This window comes from Oceanobacillus polygoni (assembly GCF_008304605.1).
Lineage (GTDB): Bacteria > Bacillota > Bacilli > Bacillales > Amphibacillaceae > Oceanobacillus > Oceanobacillus polygoni.
Genome location: NZ_PIJY01000020.1, coordinates 61,768 through 82,024 on the forward strand (window position 1 = coordinate 61,768; position 20,257 = coordinate 82,024).

20 protein-coding genes and 6 tRNA genes are annotated in these 20,257 nt (G+C 36.6%); 22 read left to right on the plus strand and 4 right to left on the minus strand.

Features of this window, described 5'->3' with window-relative positions; all coding sequences use genetic code 11:
- Nucleotides 1–238: 238 nt before the first annotated feature.
- The 8 genes from dnaG to F1560_RS07150 all read left to right on the plus strand — a co-directional run bounded on the left by dnaG (nt 239) and on the right by F1560_RS07150 (nt 8,628).
- On the plus strand, nt 239–2,053 hold the full coding sequence (dnaG, locus tag F1560_RS07115; protein ID WP_149473950.1) for a DNA primase: 1,815 nt from the start codon (nt 239–241) through the stop codon (nt 2,051–2,053).
- A 31-nt stretch (nt 2,054–2,084) separates the two neighbouring features.
- A complete protein-coding gene (gene rpoD / locus F1560_RS07120) occupies nt 2,085–3,200 on the plus strand; it encodes an RNA polymerase sigma factor RpoD (protein ID WP_149473951.1) in 1,116 nt (371 codons plus the stop codon).
- Between the two features lie 82 nt (nt 3,201–3,282).
- Nucleotides 3,283–3,825: a hypothetical protein gene (locus F1560_RS07125; RefSeq protein WP_149473952.1), complete on the plus strand. Its 543-nt coding sequence runs from the start codon at nt 3,283–3,285 to the stop codon at nt 3,823–3,825.
- An 89-nt stretch (nt 3,826–3,914) separates the two neighbouring features.
- On the plus strand, nt 3,915–4,301 hold the full coding sequence (gene cccA, locus F1560_RS07130) for a cytochrome c550 (RefSeq protein WP_149473953.1): 387 nt from the start codon (nt 3,915–3,917) through the stop codon (nt 4,299–4,301).
- Nucleotides 4,302–4,440: 139 nt separating this feature from the next.
- Complete coding sequence (locus F1560_RS07135; protein ID WP_149473954.1) at nt 4,441–5,178, plus strand: tRNA (adenine(22)-N(1))-methyltransferase; 738 nt, start codon at nt 4,441–4,443, stop codon at nt 5,176–5,178.
- A complete protein-coding gene (locus tag F1560_RS07140) occupies nt 5,159–6,274 on the plus strand; it encodes a Nif3-like dinuclear metal center hexameric protein (protein WP_149473955.1) in 1,116 nt (371 codons plus the stop codon). Before F1560_RS07135 ends, F1560_RS07140 begins: the two co-directional genes overlap by 20 nt.
- A gap of 30 nt (nt 6,275–6,304) precedes the next feature.
- Entirely contained in the window at nt 6,305–7,618 is a 1,314-nt protein-coding gene (locus F1560_RS07145; protein ID WP_149473956.1) for a DEAD/DEAH box helicase, read from the plus strand.
- A 116-nt stretch (nt 7,619–7,734) separates the two neighbouring features.
- The gene (locus tag F1560_RS07150) at nt 7,735–8,628 is read left to right on the plus strand and encodes a deoxyribonuclease IV (protein WP_149473957.1); all 894 of its coding nucleotides are present in this window, start codon (nt 7,735–7,737) and stop codon (nt 8,626–8,628) included.
- 29 nt (nt 8,629–8,657) lie between these two features.
- On the opposite strand, the gene F1560_RS07155 is transcribed toward F1560_RS07150, so the two are convergent.
- Nucleotides 8,658–8,942, minus strand: a complete 285-nt coding sequence (locus tag F1560_RS07155) for a DUF2624 domain-containing protein (protein WP_149473958.1) — start codon at nt 8,940–8,942, stop codon at nt 8,658–8,660.
- A 153-nt stretch (nt 8,943–9,095) separates the two neighbouring features.
- On the opposite strand from F1560_RS07155, the gene F1560_RS07160 reads away from it, so the two are divergent.
- Nucleotides 9,096–9,473: a hypothetical protein gene (locus tag F1560_RS07160; protein ID WP_149473959.1), complete on the plus strand. Its 378-nt coding sequence runs from the start codon at nt 9,096–9,098 to the stop codon at nt 9,471–9,473.
- Nucleotides 9,474–9,935: 462 nt separating this feature from the next.
- Here F1560_RS07160 and F1560_RS07165 read toward each other — a convergent pair whose 3' ends face one another.
- Entirely contained in the window at nt 9,936–10,259 is a 324-nt protein-coding gene (locus tag F1560_RS07165) for a hypothetical protein (protein ID WP_149473960.1), read from the minus strand.
- A gap of 71 nt (nt 10,260–10,330) precedes the next feature.
- On the opposite strand from F1560_RS07165, the gene F1560_RS07170 reads away from it, so the two are divergent.
- The 12 genes from F1560_RS07170 (at nt 10,331) to phoU (ending at nt 18,960) form a co-directional block, all read left to right on the plus strand.
- Nucleotides 10,331–10,960 carry an NfeD family protein gene (locus F1560_RS07170; protein WP_149473961.1) on the plus strand — a complete coding sequence of 210 codons (630 nt, stop codon included), beginning with the start codon at nt 10,331–10,333 and terminating at the stop codon, nt 10,958–10,960.
- Between the two features lie 225 nt (nt 10,961–11,185).
- Entirely contained in the window at nt 11,186–12,811 is a 1,626-nt protein-coding gene (locus F1560_RS07175; protein WP_149474081.1) for a Na/Pi cotransporter family protein, read from the plus strand.
- A gap of 293 nt (nt 12,812–13,104) precedes the next feature.
- A tRNA-Asn gene (locus tag F1560_RS07180) sits at nt 13,105–13,179 on the plus strand.
- A 3-nt stretch (nt 13,180–13,182) separates the two neighbouring features.
- A tRNA-Met gene (locus tag F1560_RS07185) sits at nt 13,183–13,259 on the plus strand.
- Between the two features lie 25 nt (nt 13,260–13,284).
- Nucleotides 13,285–13,360, plus strand: a tRNA-His gene (locus F1560_RS07190).
- Between the two features lie 19 nt (nt 13,361–13,379).
- A tRNA-Ile gene (locus tag F1560_RS07195) sits at nt 13,380–13,456 on the plus strand.
- 9 nt (nt 13,457–13,465) lie between these two features.
- A tRNA-Ser gene (locus F1560_RS07200) sits at nt 13,466–13,558 on the plus strand.
- A gap of 65 nt (nt 13,559–13,623) precedes the next feature.
- Nucleotides 13,624–13,696, plus strand: a tRNA-Phe gene (locus F1560_RS07205).
- 189 nt (nt 13,697–13,885) lie between these two features.
- Nucleotides 13,886–14,497 carry a superoxide dismutase SodA gene (gene sodA, locus F1560_RS07210; protein ID WP_149473962.1) on the plus strand — a complete coding sequence of 204 codons (612 nt, stop codon included), beginning with the start codon at nt 13,886–13,888 and terminating at the stop codon, nt 14,495–14,497.
- Between the two features lie 101 nt (nt 14,498–14,598).
- Complete coding sequence (locus F1560_RS07215) at nt 14,599–15,870, plus strand: MFS transporter (RefSeq protein WP_149473963.1); 1,272 nt, start codon at nt 14,599–14,601, stop codon at nt 15,868–15,870.
- A 153-nt stretch (nt 15,871–16,023) separates the two neighbouring features.
- Complete coding sequence (locus F1560_RS07220) at nt 16,024–18,153, plus strand: peptidoglycan D,D-transpeptidase FtsI family protein (protein ID WP_149473964.1); 2,130 nt, start codon at nt 16,024–16,026, stop codon at nt 18,151–18,153.
- A 153-nt stretch (nt 18,154–18,306) separates the two neighbouring features.
- Nucleotides 18,307–18,960, plus strand: coding sequence for a phosphate signaling complex protein PhoU (gene phoU, locus F1560_RS07225; RefSeq protein WP_149473965.1), 654 nt, complete (start codon nt 18,307–18,309; stop codon nt 18,958–18,960).
- Between the two features lie 49 nt (nt 18,961–19,009).
- On the opposite strand, the gene F1560_RS22090 is transcribed toward phoU, so the two are convergent.
- Nucleotides 19,010–19,600, minus strand: a complete 591-nt coding sequence (locus F1560_RS22090) for a hypothetical protein (protein WP_187773659.1) — start codon at nt 19,598–19,600, stop codon at nt 19,010–19,012.
- A gap of 21 nt (nt 19,601–19,621) precedes the next feature.
- A complete protein-coding gene (locus tag F1560_RS07235) occupies nt 19,622–19,858 on the minus strand; it encodes a hypothetical protein (protein ID WP_149473966.1) in 237 nt (78 codons plus the stop codon).
- A gap of 176 nt (nt 19,859–20,034) precedes the next feature.
- On the opposite strand from F1560_RS07235, the gene rpmG reads away from it, so the two are divergent.
- Nucleotides 20,035–20,184: a 50S ribosomal protein L33 gene (gene rpmG / locus F1560_RS07240; protein WP_017797039.1), complete on the plus strand. Its 150-nt coding sequence runs from the start codon at nt 20,035–20,037 to the stop codon at nt 20,182–20,184.
- Nucleotides 20,185–20,257: the final 73 nt, after the last annotated feature.

A 20,257-nucleotide genomic window follows, 5' to 3' on the forward strand; every position in this document is an offset into this window, starting at 1 on the left:
TAGTTTATTACAGAGGTAGCTTTACTTCGTTAAAATCTATACTGTTTGTTATTCATTAGTTTATATTTTAGCTGCAGGAGGTACAATAGTAATTAAATATGGAGTAGATGGAAATAACCTTCTTAGACTTACCGATCGTAACAGAGGGTAATTTTTTTCGGTTTTTAAGAAAAAAATGTCGAAACATGAAGGATTTTTTTTATCCGTCACGAATATTAGTATAGTATGGTGGTTAATAATGGCCAATCAAATACCAGAAGAGGTAATTGAAGAGATTAGAAAGTCCAATGATATTTTAGATGTTGTTGGCGAATACGTACAATTAAAGAAACAAGGTAAAAACTACGTGGGTTTATGTCCATTCCATGGAGAGAAGACACCATCCTTTTCAGTAACACAGGAAAAGCAAATTTTCTATTGCTTTGGCTGTAAAAAAGGTGGAAATGCTATAAACTTCATGATGGAAATCGAAAGTTTTTCATTCTATGAGGCTTTAAAATTCCTCGCCGACAGAAGTGGTATTAACCTTCCAGAAAGTGGGATGAATAGGGAATCATCTATGTCCCAAGAAAGCCAAAACGTATTATCAGCATATGACTGGCTTCGAAAGCTTTACCATCATCTCTTGCGTTTTACGAAAGATGGAAAAGAAGGCTATCATTATCTAAAGGAAAGAGGAATGGATGACGAAACAATCGAAACTTTTCAGTTAGGGTTTGCTCCTAATGCCCAAGATTTCATTGCTGAATTTCTTGCTAAGAAAGGGTTCCAACAACAATTATTAGTAAAAGCTGGTATTGTGTCTCAACTCGATAACAATCGCGTTACGGATCGATTTAGAGGAAGAGTAATTTTTCCAATTCGAAATCATATTGGAAAGACAGTAGCCTTTGGGGGACGCTCGATAACAGATGAGCAGCCGAAATATTTAAATAGCCCCGAGAGTGAGCTTTTCCAAAAAGGGAAGTTACTATATAACTTTGACTTAGCAAAAAAGCATATTCGCAAGCAAAATGAAGTTGTTTTATTTGAAGGGTATATGGATGTTATTTCAGCGTATCAGGCTGGGGTAAAAAATGTAGTAGCAACGCTCGGAACATCGTTGACCGAATCTCAGGCAAAGCTCTTAAATCGTTACGTCGATACGGTCGTTATTTGTTACGATGGTGACAGAGCGGGGCTGGCAGCAACATATAAGGCTGCGAATTTATTGCGAAGTGTTGGCTGTGGCATAAAAGTAGCAAGCCTTGATGAAGATATGGATCCTGACAGCTTTATTAGAAAGCATGGATCAGATGCTTTTATCAATCAGGTCATAAAAGCAAGTGACACGTATATGAGTTTCTATATGCGCTACCTCCAAAAAGATTATAATCTAAATTTGGAAGGGGACCGCATAACCTATATAGAAAATATATTGAAAGAGCTCGCCATGATTGAGAGCCCTATTGAAAGGGAATATTATTTAAAAGAATTGAGCGAAGCACATCAGATTTCTATTGAAACTTTATCGGCCGAAATGCATGGCTACAGGCAAAAACAAGAAAAGCTTGAGGATAAGCAGGGAAAGAACAGATATACTAATAACACAGCATTCAAGCAAAGTCAAAAGAAACTTCTTCCAGCTTTTTATAACGCGGAAAAAAAATTAATAGCATACATGTTGCATAATTCTCATATTACAGAGAGGGTACAACATGAATTAGGCGCAAGATTTAACGTCGATGATTATAAGATTATTGCGACATACCTATATGCATTTTATGAAGAAGAGCATCCACCTGATATCAGCTTATTTATTGAAAGACTGCATGATGACCGACTGAAACAGCTCGTAGCAGAGATTGCTATGACACCTACAAGGGAAGAAATAAGTGATAGGGAAATTAATGATTACATTCGGATTATCCAAAATGAATCGAATGATTCAGTGAATATCAAATCACTGAAAGAGCAGCAAAAGATTGCTGAACAGCAAAATGACCCTTTAAAAGCAGCTCAAATAGCGATGCAAATTATTGAGCTTCAAAAGCAATTGAAAAATACAAATTAATTATCTAATTAGTCTAGAAGGAGGGGGACTCATGACCGACAAGAAGCCTTCGCAAACAAAGGAAACTGAATTGACACTTGATCAAGCAAAGGAAAAGCTTGTTGAAATGGGTAAAAAACGCGGTACGTTAGCCTATGAAGAGGTGGCAGACCGTTTATCCAACTTTGAAATTGAATCCGATCAGATGGATGAATTTTATGAGTACCTGGAAGAACAAGGTGTAGAAGTAATTGGTGAATCTGAGGATGACCCAAATATGCAGGAAATCGCGAAAGAAGAGGAATTTAATTTAAATGATTTAAGTGTTCCTTTAGGGATTAAAATAAATGACCCTGTTCGCATGTATTTAAAGGAAATCGGAAGAGTCAATCTCTTATCTGCTGCTGAGGAAATTGAACTTGCATCTCGAATTGAAGAGGGCGATGAAGAAGCGAAACGCCGTTTAGCAGAAGCGAATTTGCGTCTTGTTGTCAGTATCGCAAAACGCTATGTAGGTCGAGGTATGCTTTTCCTTGATTTAATTCAGGAAGGTAACATGGGTCTTATTAAGGCTGTTGAGAAATTTGACTACCGTAAAGGGTTTAAATTTAGTACCTATGCAACTTGGTGGATTAGACAAGCCATTACACGAGCTATCGCTGACCAAGCTAGGACGATTCGTATCCCTGTTCATATGGTAGAGACAATTAATAAATTAATTCGGGTTCAGCGATCCTTGCTACAGGATTTAGGACGTGAACCAACACCAGAAGAAATTGGTGAAGAAATGGAACTTAGCCCGGATAAGGTTCGAGACATTTTAAAGATTGCTCAAGAACCTGTTTCTCTTGAAACGCCTATTGGGGAAGAGGACGATTCCCATTTAGGAGATTTTATCGAGGATCAAGAGGCGGTATCTCCATCCGATCATGCTGCGTATGAGTTATTGAAAGAACAGCTAGAAGATGTATTGGATACATTGACAGATCGAGAAGAAAATGTACTGCGTCTTCGTTTTGGTCTTGACGATGGGCGTACAAGAACACTCGAAGAAGTTGGTAAAGTATTTGGCGTGACGAGAGAACGTATCCGACAAATCGAAGCAAAAGCACTTAGAAAGTTAAGACATCCAAGCCGTAGCAAACGATTGAAGGACTTTTTGGACTGATTAGGTATGGTCATTGTTCACAGTAAGTGTGAATAATGACTTTCCTGGCTTCCATACACATCCTGTATAGGGGTGATACATAATGGCAGCAGAACGAATCGCTATCATTGTTAAAGAAATTAAATATTGGAAGGAGCATCGCTTGCTCCCCGAAACATACTGTGATTATCTTCTTGCACTATACACAAATGGAGAAGCATTCTCGGAAGAAGTGAATAACAAAGGACAATGGACACTTAGAATTGTAATACATCTCATATTATCATTACTCATGGTACCGTTTTCACTTCTTGTTTTATATTCTACTGAATTTGATTCCTTTTTGCAACTTGGTATTTTGCTGTTATTTTTTAGCTACTTAATCTGGATCACGAATTATTTTCGTAAAAATGGGCATCCTTATTTACACGTACCGCTTATAGCTGGATTACTAGTAATGCTATTACTTACTACGTTTAGTGCAAACCTAATTTTGAAAAGTGATTTGCTGCAGATTATGGTTTTGATTGGTAATTTTATATATTGGCTTTTAATAAGTAAACAAAGAAAGATTAAATTTCTGCAAATTACTAGTGTTTTGGCCATAACTTTCACGTTGATTTATGCAGGTTTTATAAATTTATAACTTATTCCTTTAAAAAAAACCAATTTTCGAGTAAACTATATAATGTATGTTTAATTATATAATGGGGAGTACATAAGGAGGAACTACAAATGAGAAGAAACCCAGTTGTACCGTATGCAATTATTGCGATTTTAGGGGTACTAACAGTAGTCATTATTTCATTTGTCGGCTTGAATCAGCGCGCAGATATTCAAGTTGCTGAAGAGGGCGGATCTGAACAAACAGAAGAAGGATCACAAGAAGGAGAAACAACAGGTGCAGATGCCGAAGCTGTTTACCAAGCAAACTGTGCGGCATGTCATGGTGGGGACTTATCAGGTGGAATGGGACCTGCTTTAACAACTGTTGGATCAAGTTATTCTGCTGATGAAATCGCAGAAATTATTCAAAATGGTATCGGTTCAATGCCAGCTCAAGCTCATGTTGCTGGAGAAGAGCTATCAGCCCTTTCTGAATGGCTTAGTGAACAACAATAATGAATGAGTATGATAAAGTCTAAGCTTTCTGCGAAAACAGAAAGCTTTTCTTTTTTACATAAAATTTGTTTTTAGAAATTGAATCTACCTAGAGTAAGTATTTCTAAAGGTGTTTAAACATCCTAAAAAGGAGAATATGATGATAAATACATTAAAACTATCAGAACGTTTAAAGAAAGTTTCCTCCTTTCTTCCAGAAGGAGCTTATTTTGCTGATATTGGTTCCGACCATGCATATTTGCCGTGCTATGTATGCTTACATGATCGAACTGCAAAAGCTATCGCGGGTGAAGTTAATGAAGGTCCATTTAATAGCGCAAAATCAACTGTAGAGGCTTATCAACTTTCCAATCGAGTCGAAGTAAGACTTGGTAATGGGCTTGAGGTTCTAGATGACATTACGGATATTAGGCAAATTGTAATAGCAGGTATGGGAGGTTCATTAATCAAGACAATCTTGGAAGAAGGAAAATCCAAATTATCAAATGTCCAACGAATTATTGCGCAACCGAATGTGGATGAGCGTAATGTACGTAGATGGCTTTTAAAAGAAGGGTACATCGTTACGAATGAAGCGATTATAGAAGAAAATGGACATCGGTATGAAATCATTGTTGCAGATAAAAAAGGAACACAAAATCTTATAGATCCTTATACGGAAGAGCAATTAGAAAAAGAATTATTGTTTGGACCTATATTGTTGAGAAATAAAACAGCTATATTTTACGAAAAATGGCAATCAGAATATAAAAAGCTAGCAAGAGTTATTAGTCAAATGAAAGAAGCGAGTAATATCAATAGTGACAAAATGGAACGATTTGAAAAAGAATTATCGTGGATTAGGGAGGAATTACAGGATGAAGAACAAAGTGACTAATTCAGACGTTTTTCAGCTTATGGAAAAGTGGGCTCCAAAGCAGTTAGCCTATGATTGGGATAATGTTGGATTGCAAATTGGCTCCTATCATAATCCTGTAACGAAGGTTCTTATCTCACTTGATGTAATGGAAAATGTGGTGGATGAAGCAATCGAAAAGGGCGCAAACCTGATCATTGCACATCATCCATTCTTGTTTAAAGCATTAAAACAAGTTAATATAGAAACACCGCAAGGAAGAGTTATTCAGAAATTGTTAGAAAATCATATATCTGTCTATGCAACACACACCAATTTGGATATTGCTGTTGGTGGTGTGAATGATATGTTAGCTGATGCACTTGGAATTGAAAAGAATGACATAATTGTGGAGACTGACAGAGAAAAGCTGTATAAAATAGTGGTATATGTGCCGGAAACACATATTGATGAAGTTAGAGAATCATTAGGAAGTAGTGGTGCCGGACATATTGGTAATTATAGCCATTGTACATTTCAGACAAAAGGACAGGGGACTTTTAAACCTCTGGAAGGCAGTCAACCATTTATTGGAACAGAAAATGAACTAGAATTTGTGGATGAGGTGAAGATTGAAACAATTATACCTAAGTCAATCCTGCACCAGGTAATAAGCTCTTTAATTACTGCCCATCCTTATGAAGAAGTGGCATATGATGTTTTCCCGCTAGCAAATGAAGGAAAACGTTACGGAATTGGCAGAATTGGTACATTGAAGAATAAAATGGACCTAAATAGCTTTTGTGAACATGTGAAAAAGGTACTTGATGTTCCAGCGCTTCGTGTTACAGGTGACCTAAATAAAAAGGTGAAGAAGGTAGCTGTACTTGGCGGTAGTGGTGAAAAGTATATTCATCATGCGAAACAAAAGGGAGCAGATGTCTATATTACCGGAGACATGACCTTCCATGTCGCACAGGACGCGTGGCAAATGGGCCTTGCAGTTATCGACGCTGGTCACTATATTGAAAAAATAATGAAGCAATTTACGGCAGCACATTTAAAGGAACATTTGGATAAGGAAAACATAGACATTCTTGTCTCTGAATCGAATACAGATCCTTTTCAGTTTGTATAAAACAGAAAAGACAAAAGGAGTATTACAACTATGAAAAAAAATAACTTTGAGCCTTTCGCTTTCGAGCCTTCGCTAGATCGTGCTATTGATAAGCTTGGATTTAAGCATCCAACAGAAATACAAAGCAAGGTAATACCTGCTATCCTAAAAGGAGAAAGTGTTATTGGACAATCGCGTACAGGATCTGGTAAGACACATGCCTATTTACTACCTCTTTTTAATCACATCGATAATAATAAACGAGAAGTTCAGTTTGTGATTACAGCTCCTACACGGGAATTAGCAACCCAAATTTACAATGAAGTTAGAACAATTATTGACTATGCAGAAAAAGAAGGTACATGGGTTGCGAAGCTATTAGTAGGTGGAACCGATAAGCAGAAGATGGCAGAAAAACTAAAAACACCGCCGCATATTATTGTTGGTACACCGGGGAGAATACTGGATATTGTCAAGGATGAAGCAATTTCAATTTATTCAGCAACTTCTTTTGTGATTGATGAAGCAGATTTAATGTTGGATCTTGGTTTCATTGAGGAAGTAGATCAATTACTAATCCGCTCGCAAAAAGATATCCAATTAATGGTATTCTCGGCAACGATTCCACAACGCCTGCAGCATTTTTTCAAAAAATATTTAGAAAATCCGTTATATGTAAAAATAGATGAGCATTTCTCACCCGAAACAATGGAGCATCGATTGATTGCTCGTAAGCATCGCAATGAAGCAGACATTATTTTTGACATATCAAAAGCAATCCAACCATATTTGGCAATTGTCTTTACAAATGGAAAAAAACAAGCAAACGAGCTAGCTGAATCATTGCTGGAACGCGGATTAGATGTCGGTTTAATTCATGGTGGTCTTACACCAAGAGAGCGAAAACGTGTATTAAAAGATATTCAAAATTTGCGCTATCAATATGTTGTCGCTACAGATTTAGCTGCAAGAGGAATTGATATCAAAGGTGTTAGTCACGTCATTAATGCTCAAATACCGAAGGAAGAAGAATTTTATATTCACCGAGTTGGTAGAACAGCAAGAGCTGGAATGGAAGGAACAGCGATTAGTATTTATCATGAATCAGACCTACCATTAGTGGAGAAACTCGAGCAAAAAGGATTAAGTTTCACTTATACGGAAGTAAAAGATGGGGAATGGAAGGAAGCTAAGCCTTGGAATGAGCGGCATTTACGTACAAAAACAACAACAAATATTGAAAAAGAAGCATGGAAGCAAGTACGTAAAGCTAAAAAGGTAAAGCCAGGCTATAAGAAAAAAATGAAGAAACAGCAAGAGTCCATTAAACGTAAATTATCGAAGCGTACAAAATTTAAGAAATAGCTTTTTGGTAGATAGGGACGCATAGAACCTTTCTATCCGCATAAACACGACTATGGAATCTTCCAAATAATGATAATCGCCAAGTTTTTTAAAAAGATAGGGGAGAGGTGTAACAATTGTTGAAAATTGGATCACATGTATCAATGAGTGGAAAGAAAATGTTGTTGGGTTCGAGTGAAGAAGCTCAAGCCTACGGAGCAAATACGTTTATGATTTATACTGGCGCACCGCAAAATACAAGGAGAAAGCCAGTAGAGGAACTAAATATTATGACAGGCCGTGAGCATATGGAGCAACACGGTATGTCGGATATCGTAGTACATGCGCCATATATCATTAATATTGGTAATGCGATAAAACCAGCGACGTTTGAACTTGGTGTCAATTTCTTGCGTAATGAAATCGATCGTACAGCAGCTATTGGTGCTAAGCAAATTGTGCTGCATCCTGGCGCACACGTTGGCGAGGGTGCAGATACTGGGATTAAAAAAATAATCGAAGGGCTTAATGAAGTTCTTGAAAGTGATAGCACAGTACAGATTGCTTTAGAAACAATGGCTGGAAAAGGTTCAGAAGTTGGACGAACCTTTGATGAACTAGCTAAAATAATTGATGGTGTAACACATAATGAAAAACTATCCATTTGTATGGATACATGTCATATTCATGATGCAGGTTATGATATCGTGAATGATTTTGATGGTGTTTTAAATGAATTTGATAAAATTATTGGCATAGATCGAATTAAAGTTGTTCACGTGAATGATAGTAAAAATGAGCGTGGTGCTCATAAAGACCGACATGAAAATATAGGGTTCGGTCATATAGGATTTGACGCATTACATTATGTTGTTCATCATCCACAGCTAACAACATTGCCAAAAATTCTAGAAACACCATATGTAGGGACGGATAAAAAGAATAAAAAAGCGCCATATAAGCTAGAAATCGAAATGATTCGCAACGGATCATTTGTAGAGGACTTAAAAGAACAAATTATAAATTCATGATAAAAGGAATAGCGATGCTATTCCTTTTATCATTGAAAAAGATGTTCTAAGCCATAAGATTGAATTAATGTATGCAATAATTGCTCTGCTTTACTAGCCGTTTGCTCATCCGTAATTGCTGCTAAGTGTTGAAACATTTCTTGCCGTGTTTTTGGATTAAATGGATCAAGCGTATTTTTACGTAAGTATAATGCAATCTGCTGTGCTTGTGCTTCGGTTAATTGAAACCCATATTGTTTACTGTAGTGTAGAAGCTCATCACGTGTAAGATGCTTTAGTTTGTTTTTAACCATTTCCTTAATAAAAATAGACATGCACTCATCCTCCTCGTTATCTACATCCTATTTTATGCCCAGTTGGTTAATTGGTGAATTTGAATCGACCATCCAATAAATAACATCTTTATAAAATGAATCTTTCCATAAACTATAATTGCACCTCATTACAGATAAGGAGGTCTTGAAGATATGGATGAAATGAACAGGCGTACAGATAAAACGACACAACCAGCTCCAAATCATGGAGAACATACCGAAAATCAGGATTTCATCGGTATTGAGTCAGATAGTTTGAGGAATGAAGAATTTGCTGCCGAATTTACAGCAGATGATTACGAAATTGAATCCGATGATCGAAGCCGTGAAGGTGCAACAACAGTTTACGGGTGGATTGGTTTAGCTCTTTCTGTAATATCGTTCTTCATGTGGCCGGTGGTTCTTGGAGTTGCCGGAATAATTTTCGGTTTTGTATCCAGAAGCCGCGGTGCAGATACGCTAGGGAATATCGCTATAGCAGCTGGAGCAATATCCATTTTAATCACACTCTTTATATTACCATTTTTTTAACAAATCGTACGGGGCTGATTTTTTCAGCCTCTTTTTATTGTTCTGGTTTTTAACTTACAGAAATTAACTTTCATACCAGGAAAAAAGTCTGATTTTGCACGATAGATATAATCATGAACTAAAACTGCTATGGTAAGAGCAATTTTCGCCGTCCGGGATCGCTTCGGGCGGATGCGCATCTTAGGGCACGGCTCTAGCCTTACCTGGACTAGTCGGAGTTACGAGATTGTTCCAGTGTATTCCACTAATAGTAGGTAGTTGCTCCAGTACTAGCGGAGGAAATACACGTAGCCTCCTGTGAGATACGTGGCCAGAGTGAGACTCTGAAGAACGGTAGTTCGAGGAGGCTCACGGGTCACCCACGTAAAGCGAAGTGTATTTCCGGAGCGGGTATACGCTCTAATCAGAATTGCACATTGCCAAAAATAAGATTAAATATCATTATTTACATATGTTAGTTATTTATTGATATAGAGGAAAGTAATAAAATGTGTCTGGTTTTAGCTTATATGGGTCTGTTGTTGGGTTTAATTCTTTGAAATCTTTAATAATTACATCTGAATGAAATGTTGAAATGCTATCCTCATTTAGTGATTCAACAATTGAAAATATCGTATCACCAGGTAAGACCTTCACATGAGCAATCGTATAAACTTCATTAGCATCCATTTTTTTTTCGGTGTTATTTTCAATATTCATGTTGTTGTTAATTGTTATGTCTTGAAAAATACTAACAATCAGCAATATAATGAATGTATATAGTGCAAGTTTCTTCAATGTATACATACAAATTCTCCTTTTAGGTGAAACCATTTACAATTCCATACGTATGATTATTATAGAAAGGGGGAGATAAAATGGATATTTTTGATTTACAATGGATTGGATTTGTTATAACATTTTTAGCTACACTATTTTTGATTGGTGAAGTTTTAGTTAATATGCGAGGTTTTTTTGGACTATTAGGTATTGGATTTATTACCGTATACTTTGCAGCTTACGTTGGAAGTAGTTCGTTTATTCTTATGCTTATTATATATTTTGTTGGATTATTACTTATCATAGTTGATGGTAAGCTGCTGAATGATGGAACACTTGCAACAATTGGTCTTGCGAGTATGCTGACATCTGTTGCAATAGCTGCAGATGATCTTACTTCTGGATTATATGCTGTTTTAGGTGTACTGCTAGGGACTGGTGCTTCCTTCTTTTTCTTAAAAGTTTTTAAACGAAGAGAGATGTGGACGAAGCTTGCACTGAAAGACCAGTTAACGAAGGAAGCTGGGTATAATTCTATGAATATGGAATATGAACAGTTAGTTGGTAAGGAAGGTATTACGCTAAACGACCTTAGGCCAGTTGGAACAGTGAAAATAAATAATAAAGATTATAGTGCAGTATCGGACGGACAGTGGATACCTAAGAATAGCAAAGTAAAGGTCACACAAGTAGATGGAACAAAAATATTAGTTGAAAAAATAGCATAGATGATCGAAGAGGACAATTTTCTAGCAATAGGAAATTGTTCTTTTTTTTATGAAAAAAGAATGAAAAACGCAGGTTAAGGGTAGTTAATAAATAGAGGTAGAAAACACTATGTAAATTTAATGTAAATTATTTAACTTATACCTTTACAAATGGTTAATAAATCATTAATAATGGGAGAGGTGCAAACGACAAGATTCAACATAAATGAAGGGACGAAAGCAATAGTGGATATTGAAGTTCAATCACTGATATTTGAGTTTATTGGTGGTATAGGTATTTTCCTACTAGGTATTAAATTTATGGGAGATGGATTACAAAAATCAGCAGGCGATCGTCTTCGAGACATCTTAGATCGATTTACAAGCAATCCTTTTCTAGGAGTCCTAGCAGGTATTATCGTAACAGGTTTAATCCAAAGTAGCTCAGGTACTACTGTGTTAACTGTAGGACTCGTGAATGCCGGTTTTATGACGTTACGACAAGCCATTGGTGTCATCATGGGTGCCAACATTGGTACAACAGTAACCGCGTTTATTATTGGTATAAATATTGGTGAATATGCGCTACCAATCCTTGCTGTTGGAGCACTTATATTATTCTTCTTTAAAAACCAAAAAGTTACTGCAGTAGGACAAACAATATTTGGATTTGGTGCATTATTTTTTGGTTTAGAATTAATGGGAAGCGGTTTGAAACCATTAAGCCAACTTGAAGTATTCCATTCATTAACACTGAGCATGAGTGAGACACCAATACTTGGTGTAGTTATCGGTACTGTTTTTACAGTTATCGTACAGAGCTCAAGTGCAACAATTGGAATTCTACAAGGATTATTTGCAGAAGGTGCTATGTCACTTGAAGCGGCACTACCAGTTTTACTTGGTGATAATATCGGTACAACAATCACAGCCATTCTTGCATCGATAGGAACTTCCATCGCAGCAAAACGTGCTGCTTTAACACATGTTGTATTTAATTTAATCGGTGCGACAATTTTTATGTTGATACTAGGTTTGTTTACAAGTTTTGTGACATTTTTACAAGGGCAGCTTAATCTAAACCCAGAAATGACGATTGCGTTTGCGCATGGTAGTTATAATTTGATGAATACAGCGATTCAGTTTCCATTTATTGGCGTATTAGCTTGGATTGTAACGAAGTTAATTCCTGGAGAAGATTCAATTATTGAATATAAGCCGAAGCATTTAGATCCAATCTTTATTCAACAATCTTCTACAGTAGCATTAGATCAAGCGAAAGCTGAAGTCATTCGTATGGGTGAATTTGCTCATAAAGGTCTAGAGGAAACAAACCTTTACGTTACAACGCAAAATCAGAAGCATTCAGAAATGGCTATGCAAGTTGAAGGTGCACTGAATAACCTAGATCGTGAAATAACGGATTACCTCGTTAGCATTGCAGCTGGATCATTGTCTGATACTGAAAGTGTAAAACACACATCACTGATGAATTCAGTACGTGATATTGAGCGGATTGGCGATCATTACGAAAATATTATTGAGTTAATTGATTATAAAATGTCGAATAAAGTTAACTTAACAGAACAGGCATTGGAAGATTTAAACACGATGTTTGACTTAACGCTCTTAACGGTTAAGCAAGCAGTAGAATCACTTGAAAAAATGGATCGTGAAGCGGCATTAGAAGTGGTTCAAAAAGAGGATAAAATCGATAAAATGGAACGTCAATTCCGTAAAAAACACATTATTCGTATGAATGAAGGTTTATGTAGCGGATCTGCTGGTATCGTATTTGTAGATATCATCAGTAACTTAGAACGAATTGGTGACCATGCTGTAAACATTGCAGAAGAAGTATTAGGAGAGTAGAAAAAAGGGGGGAGACCTCCTTTTTTTTACTATAAAAAAACACATAAAAATAAAATTTCCTACAAAATGCTACAATTTATTCATTTATGTGTTGAAATAAATTTTAGAACGTGATATTATAAATCTCGCAGTCGCAGAAATGACGAATACATAAAAAGTTTTGAGTTTGATTAAAAAGTTTTGCGAATGTGCAAAACAAGTGTTGACAGAAAAACTAGAACATGGTAAATTAGATTTTGTCGCTAATACGTTTCCAATTGAAACGAGCAACTATAGACATACTTTAACATTATTCCACAGTAGCTCAGTGGTAGAGCAATCGGCTGTTAACCGATCGGTCGTAGGTTCGAATCCTACCTGTGGAGCCAAGTGGCGGCGTAGCTCAGCTGGCGAGAGCGTACGGTTCATACCCGTGAGGTCGTGGGTTCGATCCCCTCCGCCGCTACCATACATAATTTAATAAATACATAATGGCGGTCGTGGCGAAGTGGTTAACGCACCGGATTGTGGCTCCGGCATACGTGGGTTCAATCCCCACCGGTCGCCCCATTATAACAAAAATAATGAAGGACCCTTAGCTCAGTTGGTTAGAGCTATCGGCTCATAACCGATCGGTCGCAGGTTCGAGTCCTGCAGGGTCCACCATAAAAACTCGGAGGTATACCCAAGTCCGGCTGAAGGGATCGGTCTTGAAAACCGACAGGCGGGTCAAACCGCGCGGGGGTTCGAATCCCTCTACCTCCTCCATTTATTTCTTTTGCAAGTAGTAACTGCGCTTTATAAGAAATATAAGGATTCAATTACATAATAACGGCTCGGTAGCTCAGTCGGTAGAGCAACGGACTGAAAATCCGTGTGTCGGCGGTTCGATTCCGTCCCGAGCCACTTCCTAAACAAGCAGATTGCTTGTTTTTTCTTTTGGAAAAATTCGTTTATGAAATCTATCAAAAAATGATAAAATTCTTGCATTTTTTAAAGGCAAAAGATTTGCATGAATTGCGAAGCTCTGATAACCTTTAAATTAAAGGTTTCATAGACCTTAATAATTTGGATTCATTTAAGGAGGAAAAAATTATGGCTAAATTTGAACTACCTGAGTTACCTTATGCATACGATGCATTGGAACCGACAATCGACAAAGAGACAATGAACATTCATCATACGAAGCACCACAATACGTATGTTACCAAATTAAATGAAGCACTAGAAGGACATGCAGACATTCAAGCAAATTCAGTTGAAGCACTTATCAGTGATTTAAATGCAGTTCCTGAGAACATTCGCACAGCAGTACGTAATAACGGCGGTGGACATGCTAACCATAGCTTGTTCTGGAAGCTTCTTTCACCAAACGGTGGAGGCGAGCCAACTGGCGAGCTAGCAGATAAAATCAACGCGAAATTTGGCGGTTTAGATGCATTTAAAGAACAATTTGCAGCAGCTGCTACAGGACGTTTTGGTTCTGGCTGGGCATGGCTTGTTCTAGATAATGGTGAATTAGAAATCACTAGTACTCCAAACCAAGATTCTCCATTAATGGAAGGTAAAACTCCATTATTAGGTTTAGACGTTTGGGAGCATGCATACTACCTGAACTACCAAAACAGACGTCCAGATTATATTTCAGCATTCTGGAATGTTGTTAATTGGGATGAAGTTGCAAAAAACTATAACGAAGCAAAATAATAAGGTTAAGATTAAAAACATGCGGTTAATTCCGCATGTTTTTTTGTATATCTGTTACTCCTTCGTTCACACTAAGAGAGACGCAGGAGGAGTAATCGAATATGCAAAAGCTAATCCTATTTTTTCAAGATAAAATGGAAAGTAATCGTGACTTATTAATTTTATTGCTCATTGGTGGACTCTATTCGTTGGGGATTTTTTTGTCCAATACGTTTGTTAATATTTACTTATGGAAACAATCGGGTGACTACATTACAATTGCTAATTATAATTTAGCTATCTGTCTATTCCAGCCAATTACCTTTATACTTGCAGGAAAGCTCGCCAAAAAAGTTGACCGGATTATTGTATTGAGATTGGGTGTTATTTTTCTATGTCTCTTTTTCTTATGTGTCCTTCTGATTGGTGAACAAGCATCTACGTATAATTTCTTGCTCGGTAGCTTATTGGGAATTGGTTATGGCTTTTATTGGCTTGCTTATAATGTACTGACCTTCGAGATTACCGAACCTGATACGAGAGATTTCTTCAATGGCTTTCTTGGAATTCTACAATCATTAGGTGGAATGACTGGACCAATTTTAGCTGGAGCAATTATTGCTAAAATGACGGACAATATTGGATATACAGTAATATTCGGGATTTCCTTCGCCTTATTTGCTTGTGCAGTCGGCATTAGCTTTTTATTGAAACGGCGAGGTGCAGAGGGACTTTTTCACTTTAAACGTATTTTAGAGGAAAGGCATCGTAATAAAAATTGGAAAAGAATTCTTCATGCACATTTCTATCAAGGGTTAAGAGAGGGAATCTTTGCTTTTGTTATTTCAATCTGGGTTTTTTTAGTAACAAAAAGCGAGTTTGCGCTCGGAACCTTCAATATGTTCCTATCAGGCCTATCGGTAATTTTTTATTTGATAGCTACGAAATATATTAAACCTTCCATGCGAAAAAAAGCGATTCTGATTGGAGCGACACTTCTTTACTTTTCCATTTATATTATTATCATCGAGATAAACTATCTGTTACTCATGATTTATGCAGTTGTAATTGGAATTGCGTACCCTGTAATAAACGTACCATATGTATCACTTACTTTTGATGTAATTGGTAAGGCTTGGAAAGCAGGCGAAATGCGTGTAGAATATATTGTGGTTCGTGAATTGTTTCTAAATGGTGGTCGAATCTTGTCTATATTAGCTTTCCTAGCAGGTGTATCTTTGTTTCATGCGGAAGAGGTTATCCCGATTTTACTTGCGGTTTTCGGCGCAGGTCATTTTATGATTTATTTTTCTGTGCGTAAAATTTATCTTGGTAGTCCAAAGAAGAAAGAGGTTTTATTAAAAGAACAAATTACAGACGAAAAAAACCGTTAAATATGTTAAAATTAGAGATATGATTTATGGCAGATAAGAAAGTATGAAAAATTTCTTATCTGCATAAGTGCAACTAAGGTATTCACCAAAAAGATTAGGGAATGCCAAGTTTTCTATTGAGTAAAAATTATTATTTTCACTGGGGGAAAATAAATGAGTAAGAAGAAAAAGAAGAAGAGAGCACAGCTTCCCTTTCGGATTAATATGCTGTTTTTTGTTGTGTTTTTACTGTTTTCCGTATTGATTCTACAACTTGGAGTTGTTCAGATTTTAAATGGGGAGGACTTCCAGCAGGAAATCGAACGAACCAACTTGGATACAACCAAAATCCCTGTACCTCGGGGTAAAATATATGATCGTAATGGTAATGTTATCGTCGATAACGAAGCTGTTTATTCGATAACATATACACCTCCAAAAGGTGTGCAAGCAGAAGATCGTCTAGAGCTTGCTGAGAAATTAGCAGCGTACATTGAAATGGATGATGAAGATACGCTTAAAGGGGTTACGGAAAGAAATCGAAAAGAATATTGGTATTTGCTAAACAAAGAAGAGGCAGATGATCGTCTTTCGGATGAAGAAAAAGAAAATATGACGAATGCAGAAGTATACCAAGAAACTCTCGCTTTAATAACAGAGGATGAAATTAAAGATTTTTCAAAGGAAGAGCTAGAAGTAATAGCAATCAAGAAGGAACTGGATAAAGCTTATTCTTTAACACCACAAATTGTAAAAAATAAAAATGTTACTGCAAAGGAATATGCAACAATAGCAGAGAATTTAGCTAAGCTACCTGGAATAAATGCAACAACAGACTGGAATCGAAAATATCCATATGGATCGACATTAAAGAGTCTGCTTGGTAGCATAACAACACAAGAGCAAGGAATACCAGCTGAAGAAGAAGCAAATTATTTAAGTAAAGGTTACAGCAGAAATGATCGAGTAGGCAAAAGTGGTTTGGAGTTACAATATGAGGATTTATTACGCGGAAGAAAAGAACAAATCCAATATACGACGACAAAAAGTGGTGCGATTATTGGTTCAGAAACAATTGTTCAAGGTGAACGCGGAAAAGACCTTGTTCTAAGCATTGATATGGAGTTTCAAGAAGAAGTAGACAAGATTGTTCAAAAAGAGTTACAGACTGCAATAACAACTTATCCACATGCAAATCGTTATTTAGAGGATGCTCTTGCAGTAGTGATAGATCCTCAGACAGGTGATCTTTTAGCTGTTTCAGGAATTCACTATGACCGCGAAAACGGGGAATACGTGGATGCTGCATTTAAGACATTGTCCGATGCACATGAACCGGGATCGGTTGTTAAGGGAGCTACTGTGCTGGCTGGTTTACAATCCGGAGTTATTACACCAGGACAGACGTTTTACGATAGCCCTATTCGAGTTGCTCAGACACCTCCCTTGAGGTCGGCGAGTTCAAATATAGGGACAATGGATGATATAACGGCACTAAAAAGATCTTCAAACGTATATATGGGCTACATTGCTTTAAAAATGATGGGAGAAAATCGCTACCCGTACCCAGAAAATGCCCCACTTTCGATTAATGATAACTGGCAGCAGGGCTTTCAAGAAATGCGTAATTACTTCAGACAATTTGGGTTAGGTTCGAGTACAGGTATTGATTTCCCACATGAATCGACAGGTTTAGAAGGAACTATTCGGACACCAGGCGAGCTTATGTATAATGCCATTGGTCAGTTCGATACGTTTACAACTATGCAATTAGCGCAATATACTGCTACGATTGCGAATGATGGGTATCGTGTTCGACCGCATTTTCTCAAGGAGGCTCATGATCCAATTGCTTCCCAAGATGAATTAGGTCCATTATATAGTGCAGAGAATACCGAAGTGTTAAATCGAATTCAAATGAGTGATGACAACATCAAACGTGTTCAAGAAGGGTTTCGTCAAGTATTCCAAACATCTGGGGGAACAGCATATGGGGATTTCGGTAATTCACCGTACAATCCAGCAGGAAAAACAGGTACTGCTGAGACGGCTGTTTATATGGAAGGACAAAAGCTTGCTGATACGAGAAACTTAGCATTAATAGGCTATGCACCATTTGATGAACCAGAAATTGCCTTTGCGATTCTTACACCTTATACAGGAACGGACAATAATCATAGTATACCGCGAAAGATTGGTACACAAATCCTGGAAACGTACTTTGACCTAAAAGAAAAAAGGGATAAAGCTAGTGATGAAGATTCTGATCAAGAGGAGACAACTGACGAAGAGGAACAAGAATAAATACAAGCCTAAAATTTCACTAAATGAGATTTTAGGCTTTTTTATAAAGATAAATTACACTAGGTTAACATTATCTTAATATTATTGCTATATAATAAGACTACGACATTCCACTATTCGTGCAGAATGCAGTATAAAAAATGGGGGATATGGATGACAACTCGTGAACAGTTTCATAGTGAACTTAATGCATTAAATGAAGATATTATTAAGCTGGCCAACGCAGCAGGCCAAGCCTTGGACGATGCGATTGACGCGTTATTTAGCCAGGATATAGAACTTGCAAGGCAGGTTATTAGTAACGACAAAAAGATTGATCGTAAAGAACTTGAAATTAATGATAAAACAATTTTATTGATTGCCAAGCAACAACCAGTAGCTACCGATTTAAGAAGAGTTATTACAGCTTTAAAAATTTTAACGGATATAGAACGAATGGCTGATAATGCTAAAAACATTGCTACTGCAACGATTCATTTAGGTGATAATGCGTCAATTATTCCAAATGATATTAGAAAAATGTATAATATGACAAAGGATATGATGTACGCTGCAATACAGGCTTACAAATATGAAGATATTTCAGTAGCTAAAAAATTAGCAGTGATGGATGATGATGTAGATCGTCTATACAAAACTATTGTGAGTGAATTACTAGGGGAAACTGCTGTCAATCCTGATAAAATACAATACATTATGCAAGTTGCATTCTGTGCAAGATATCTAGAACGCTTTGCTGATCATATTACAAATATAGGGGAAAATATCCTATATTTGGTTAAAGGCGAGAACTATAATTTAAATTAATAAAAATGCTGGTAGTAGGGATCGCTCCCTACTACCAGCATTTTAACGTTTATCGTGCAATTCGTTCTGCTATTTGGTAAAAACTCATATCACTGGACACTTCAAATGTTCCAATTTGGACGCGAAGACTATACGCATGCTCATCTAAATAGCTATTAAATTCTGAAGCATTTTCAATAATGTTTTGTTCAGCTAGAAGCGCACTAATATCAGAAGAAGCCATACCAGGGCTAATTGTTAACGTGTACTGAATAACGTTATTCTCAGGCTCTTCCTCAACTTCTTCTTTTTCTTCTATTTCCTCTTCTTCGTCTACCTCTTCATCTGCTTCATTATTGGATGATTCATCGCTAGTTTCTTCTTTAGATTCATTGTCTTTTTTATTTTTGGAGTCATTTTTATTTGAATTGGATTCTTCTGTTTCTGCATTTTCTACTTCTTGTTTTTTCTGAACGCTATATGAAATATATTCTTGTTGATCGAGAACGGCATATCCTTCGTTTTCAATATGTCCAATCATTTCATCTATGTCGATTTCTTCCACTGATTTAGCTGAGTCTTCAACAAAATAAAAAATGATGAAAAGGATAACCGCACTGGTCAACAATCCTATTGAAAAAGAACGTACAGCATGTTTCATAATTTTCTCCTTCTATGTTTGTTAATTGGATACACTGTTTTTTCCATCATTAGATTGTACGTCCTGCGTTAAATCTGCAGGCATAAGCTCTTCCTCTAAAATTTTAATTTGTTTCTTCATTTGATATGTATCCTGCATCGTCGTAATCGAAAGTTGTTCAAGCTGAGTTTCCAGCTCTTCAAATTTATCACTCATGAAATAGGACAAAACAAATAGAGCAACAGCAACAATAATAATGGATATTATTGCAACTAACATGGCATTCCCTCCTTTGGCATACATTATTAGTTATATCATAGTTTCACACAGGAGAAAACCATAATATTTTCAATTAGATTCTTGCTAAATTTAAAAAAATCTGCTATTATAATTAAAGTCTGTACGTAATAATATGTATGATAAAAAGCAAGTTGTTAAAGTTTGGAGGGAAGAACATGCGCGTAAACATTACTTTAGCTTGTACTGAAACAGGAGACCGTAATTATATTTCAACAAAGAACAAACGTACAAATCCTGAACGTATTGAGCTTATGAAATATTCACCACGTCTTAAAAAACACACTTTGCACCGTGAAACAAAATAAATGAAATTAAATGAAAAAACTCTTATCATATATATGATAAGAGTTTTTTATTTTTTAAGGGGGGTGGAATCAT